The organism is Streptomyces sp. URMC 126, assembly GCF_051386555.1.
Taxonomy (GTDB): domain Bacteria; phylum Actinomycetota; class Actinomycetes; order Streptomycetales; family Streptomycetaceae; genus Streptomyces.
Genome location: NZ_JBPQTX010000417.1, coordinates 1 through 5205, shown reverse-complemented (window position 1 = coordinate 5205; position 5205 = coordinate 1). Strand labels below are relative to the sequence as shown.

General features: G+C 72.3%; 5 protein-coding genes. All 5 read left to right on the top strand.

The features are described from left to right. The first annotated feature begins 298 nt into the window (after positions 1 to 298). The 5 genes from ACSNOK_RS30460 (at position 299) to ACSNOK_RS30440 (ending at position 5156) form a co-directional block, all read left to right on the top strand. Entirely contained in the window at positions 299 to 1891 is a 1593-nt protein-coding gene (locus ACSNOK_RS30460) for an MFS transporter (RefSeq protein ID WP_436784028.1), read from the top strand. A gap of 687 nt (positions 1892 to 2578) precedes the next feature. Next, positions 2579 to 3229, top strand: a complete 651-nt coding sequence (locus tag ACSNOK_RS30455; RefSeq protein WP_436784027.1) for an isochorismatase family protein — start codon at positions 2579 to 2581, stop codon at positions 3227 to 3229. Positions 3230 to 3445: 216 nt separating this feature from the next. Then, on the top strand, positions 3446 to 3919 hold the full coding sequence (locus ACSNOK_RS30450) for a YxiG-like protein (protein WP_436784026.1): 474 nt from the start codon (positions 3446 to 3448) through the stop codon (positions 3917 to 3919). A 383-nt stretch (positions 3920 to 4302) separates the two neighbouring features. Further along, positions 4303 to 4980, top strand: a complete 678-nt coding sequence (locus tag ACSNOK_RS30445) for a class I SAM-dependent methyltransferase (protein ID WP_436784025.1) — start codon at positions 4303 to 4305, stop codon at positions 4978 to 4980. Further along, positions 4974 to 5156, top strand: a complete 183-nt coding sequence (locus ACSNOK_RS30440; protein ID WP_436784024.1) for a hypothetical protein — start codon at positions 4974 to 4976, stop codon at positions 5154 to 5156. The genes ACSNOK_RS30445 and ACSNOK_RS30440 overlap by 7 nt, the downstream gene beginning before the upstream one ends. The last annotated feature ends 49 nt before the right edge of the window (positions 5157 to 5205 follow it).

Sequence of the window (5205 nt, the reverse complement as noted above, 5' to 3'; positions counted from 1 at the left end):
GCGCAGGTGGGGGCGCCGGCGAGGGTGCGGGCGGGGCCGGTTCCGCCGGGCCGGCCGGCGCCGTGGGCCCCGCGGATCCCTCCGACCGGCTGGACCGGCTGCCCACCCGCGGGTAACCGCGTCGGCCGGCCCGGCGGCCGCGTACCCAAGCGCCAAGACCCCTGACAAGCCGCGAGTCCCGCCGAGAGAAGCGAGGCGTCACCCGCCGACGAGCGGCCGGGCGCGCCGCGCGTCCCCGCGGATCCGTGCCCTCCACGGATCCGCTCCCATCCCCTCCCTGCTCTGGAGACAGCACGTCATGCGCAAGTGGTTGCCCCTGCTGGCCATTTCCCTGAGTACGTTCATGCTGCTGGTGGATGTCACCATCGTCAGCGTCGCGGTGCCCGCCATGGCGAGCGGGCTGGGCTCGTCGTTCGCCTCCCTGCAATGGACCGTCGACATCTATGTGCTGGTGCTGGCCGCCCTGCTGATGGCGGCGGGCTCGGCCTCGGACCGGATCGGCCGCCGCAAGGTGTTCCTGATCGGTCTGGCGGTCTTCGCCCTGGCGTCCCTGCTCTGCGGTGTCGCCCCCGACTCCGGGACGCTGATCGCCGCGCGCGGGGTCCAGGGCGTCGGGGCCGCCGCCATGTTCGCCACCAACGCCGCGCTCCTCGGCGCGACGTACGAAGGCCGGGACCGGGGTGTCGCCTTCGGCATCTGGGGCGCGGTCAACGGTGCCGCCGCCGCCCTCGGCCCGGTGCTGGGCGGCCTGCTCACCGAACACGTGAGCTGGCGGGCCATCTTCCTGGTCAACCTGCCGGTCGCCGTCCTCGCCGTGGTCATCGGCAGGAAGGCGCTCACCGAGTCGCGCAGCCCGCGGGCCGGGCGCATCGACGTCCCCGGCACGGTGGCCTTCACCCTCTCCGCCACCCTGCTCATCTACGGTCTCATCCGGGCCGGTGACGACGGCTGGGGCGACGGGGTCGTGCTCGGCGTGTTCGCCGGGTCGGTGCTGGCGCTGGGCCTGTTCGTCCTGCTGGAGCGCGGCCGGCCGGACGCGATGCTGGACCTGTCCCTGTTCCGCCGCCCCTCCTTCTCCGCCCTGATGATCGGCGCGCTGGTGCTGAACGCGGCGGCCTTCGCCAACCTCGTCTACGTCTCGGTGTGGGCCCAGTCCGTGCTGGGGCTGGAGCCGGTCAAGGCCGGACTGGCGCTGACGCCGCTCAGCGCGGTGACCTTCGTCGTCTCCGGCGCGGCGGGCCGGGCCCTCGCGAACATGGCCCCGCGGATCTCCATCGGCGGCGGTCTGCTGCTCGTCGGCGCGGGCAGCCTGCTCGACATGCTGCTGGCCGCCGACTCCGACTGGACGGTACTGCTGCCGGGCCTGATCGTCACCGGCGTGGGCGTCGGCATGGCCACCCCCGTCCTGGCGTCCGCCGCGCTCCAGGCGGCGCCGCCGGAGAAGGCGGGCATGTCCAGCGGCGCCATGAACACCTTCCGCCAGCTGGGATTCGCCCTCGGCATCCCGGTGCTGGGCACCGTGCTGACCGACCGCGCCAAGGGCCTGCTCTCCGACAGCGGCCACTTCCGGGACCCGGGCGCCGCGGCCAAGGACCTCACCGGCGGCAAGTCGGGCGAACTCGTCGCCCAGGCGCCCGCCCAGGCGCGGGACGCCGTGGAGCACGCGCTGCGGGAGGCCTTCGCGGCCGGCTTCGACCGGGTCTTCCTCGCGGGCGGCATCGTGGCGCTGGTGACCGGCCTCGCGGTCGTCGTCCTCGTTCGTACGCCGTCTGCGTCGTCTGCGTCGTCTGCGTCGTCTGCGTCGTCTGCGTCTGGTGAGTCGGGCAAGGCAGGCGAGGCGGGCGTGGCGGAAGGGACGGCGACGGCGTCGCCGGCGCGGACCGTGGAGTGACCGCCTGAGCGAGTCGGTGCGTCTCCGTATCGTCCGGGACGGCGGGGTGCTGCGGGGACGTTACGCGGCGGCGCAGGGTGGGCGCGCCAGTGCGGTGCCGTCCATCGGACCCTGCCGGACTCTGCCGCCGAGCCGGTACGGGCGACATGGCTCCGCGCGACGGCCGGAGCCAGGGGGCAGACGACCGCAAACGCCGTGCCGACGGCTGACGGGGGATTGCGCCGGGCCGAGGAGATCGGCAGCCTGGAGTCCGCCAAGTGGGACTTTCTCAATCGCCGTTGTCCGTAACCGACCCGACCGGTACTCGTGCGTCACCGTTACCTCCGATGGCGCGCGCCGCCCCTTCGCCCGTCGGCGAGCCGCGAGCGGAGGGGCGACCGGCCGGCCAGTCTCGACGGAGAGCCGCGAAGGAGGGTCACAAAGCGAAAGCGTCCGGCTCACGCCAGGCCAGACCAGCGTTGGCCCGGCCGGCGAGGGGGAGAGGCGTGGGGATGAGGCGCTCGTACGGACGCCGGGAAGGCACCGCGCGCCATTGCCGCACCGCATGGGCGCGATCGAGCCGCCGCCCCCTGCCCCCACACCCACACCGCGCCCGTCGCGTCAGCCCGCCTCACCGCCGACACCCGAACCGCACCCAGCGCCCCCAAGGATCACCGCCGCACCGACGCCGTCACGAAAGGACGCACCGTGGCCATCCCGGCGATACCCCCGTACCCCATGCCGACCGCCGACTCGCTGCCGGAGAACACCGCGGACTGGACGATCGACCCGACCCGCGCGGTGCTGCTCGTCCACGACATGCAGAACTACTTCGTCCGTCCGTTCCCCGTGGGCCAGTCCCCGACCACCGAGCTCATCGCCAACGTCGCGGCGCTGCGGGAGGGATGGGCCGCCGCCGGCGCCCCCGTGGTCTACACGGCGCAGCCCGGCGCGATGACCGACGAGCAGCGCGGTCTGCTCAAGGACATCTGGGGCCCCGGGATGCCGGCGGGGGAGAAACACCGGGCGATCGTCCCGGAGGTGGCCCCACGGGACGGCGACGTCGTGCTCACCAAGTGGCGGCCGTCCGCGTTCTGCCGCACCGGCCTGCTCGACCTGATGCACCGTCAGCGTCGCGACCAACTGGTGATCTGCGGCGTCTACGCGCACGTCGGCATCTTGATGTCCGCCCACGAGGCGTTCTCGAACGACATAGAGACCTTCGTCGTCGCCGACGCCGTCGCCGACTTCACGGCCGATTACCACCGTATGACCCTGGAGTACGCGGCGACGCGCTGCGCTGTCACCCTGCCCACCGCCACCGCGCTGGCCGCTGTCGCGCCGGACCGGGCCGCCTGACGACGGCGCCGATGTCCACTCGGTGGCGCGGGCCTGGCCGGGGCACCACCCGAACCACAACGAGACCGCCGCCGCCCTCCACTTGACCGTCCGGGACGGGGCGTCGGGGCGTTCCGCGTCGCGCCCGCCGAGCGTCCGGTCGACCTCGCCGTAAAGGCATGTGACGACCGTGAATCTCGTTGCCGAAAGTCCAACCGAGTGAGGTAGAAAGGCGGAATGGACATCGCCGCCCTCCGGCAAATGCTGGACGAGGCCTTCGATCACGCCGTCGTGCACCACGGATACACCACCTATATGCGCGATTACGAGGTCATCGTTTACGCGACGGCCGATCCCAGTACCGGCGTCGCACCGGCGTACCTGCGGTATCTCTTCAGGTACTGCGTCGAGGCGCGTTGCGAGACGTCGGTGGCGGCCGAGACCTGGCGGATCTCCCTGGACGACCGGCTCATCGACCATGCAACCGGCGCCGACCTGGACGGATACGTATGGGGTGTGAAATGGCACCCCCTTTTCCCGGGTGCCAGGGTCCTTCCGGAGTCGGAGGCGACCCGACGCTGGTCGAAAGCCGTGGGAATCGATTTCCATGAGGTGCGCCTGGAGACCAACGCGCACAACCTGACGCTGGTCTTCTCCGACCTTGAGGTGAGCGAGGTCCAAGTGGGATACGCGCCGTTCGTCGCCGACTAAAGGCTGTTTCGTCATGCCGTGATCACGTCTGCCGAGGGCGAGGTTGTGCTTGGGGGCGACGCCGCTGGTGGCCCACCAGACACCGTCGCCCTTGAGGCGGCAGTCCCGTAGCGCCGGACTGGAGGCCGTACGCGCGCTGGAGCGGCCGGAGACGGCGGTCGTCGACGTCCGGTGACGCGACGGCGTGAGCCCGACACCACACTCCCTCCTCGCATAACTGCAACCCCTCCCACAACACCTGCCACAACAGGCACCATCCGGCACATGGTCGCCTTACCTCCTTGTCCCCGTACGTGGTAGTACGGGAGGGTCACAGCAGACGGGGGTGAGTCATGGGGCGCCAGGCGCCCGTACCAGCGACCGACGAACGGAGCCTCACCGCGATGTACGACTCGACCGCCGACGCCGACCGTCTCGACCCCGTGGCCACCACCGCCCGGATGACCGCCGCCCTGCGCGCCCGCGAGGCCGCGAGGCCGGACCGGCTCTTCGACGACCCGTTCGCCGCCGTCCTCGCCGGCGACGCGGGACGGGAACTGGCCGACAGGGCCGGTGTGGTGGACGCGATACCGGTCCGCACCCGCTACTTCGACGACCTTCTCGTGAAGATCGTGGGCAGCACCGCGCACACGACCACCGGCGAGATCACCACTGGCCCCGAAACCCCCGGCACACCCCGCCAACTCGTCGTGCTCGCCGCCGGCATGGACAGCCGCGCCTACCGGCTCCCGCTCTCCGCCACGAATCTCTACGAGGTCGACCGGCCGGACCTGCTGCGGCTGAAGGGGTCACTGCTCGTCGACGCCCCGTTGCGGTGCGCCCGCCGCGTGCCCGTCGCAGCCGACCTCGCCGACGACTGGGCGGGCCCGCTCACGAAGGCCGGGTTCCGGCCCGGGGAGCCCACCTGCTGGCTGGTCGAGGGGCTCACCCAGTACCTGGAGGAGCCAGACGTACTGCGCCTCCTCGACGCATCACCGAACTCTCCGCCCCCGGCAGCCACCTCCTCGCCGACTTCGTCGCCGGTTCGCTGCTCCGGGACCCGGCCGTACGCCCCATGCTGAGCCTGCTCGAACGGTCCGGCGCCGGCTGGCGGTACGGCACCGACGACCCCGCACCGCTGTTCACCGAGCGGGGCTGGCGGCCCGAGACGACGTCCTACGCCGAGGTCGGCCGGGCGTTCGGCCGCTGGCCCCGGACCGGCCCGCACGGCGGCGACCTCGTCCACGCCGTCCGCTGAACCGCCGCGGTACCCCCGCCGCCGTCCCGTGTGCCGCCCCTCCCACCGC

Coding starts and splice junctions, on each gene's coding strand:
- ACSNOK_RS30460 (WP_436784028.1), top strand. CDS start 299: ATGCGCAAGTGGTTGCCCCTGCTGGCCATTTCCCTGAGTACGTTCATG.
- ACSNOK_RS30450 (WP_436784026.1), top strand. CDS start 3,446: ATGGACATCGCCGCCCTCCGGCAAATGCTGGACGAGGCCTTCGATCAC.
- ACSNOK_RS30445 (WP_436784025.1), top strand. CDS start 4,303: ATGTACGACTCGACCGCCGACGCCGACCGTCTCGACCCCGTGGCCACC.
- ACSNOK_RS30440 (WP_436784024.1), top strand. CDS start 4,974: ATGCTGAGCCTGCTCGAACGGTCCGGCGCCGGCTGGCGGTACGGCACC.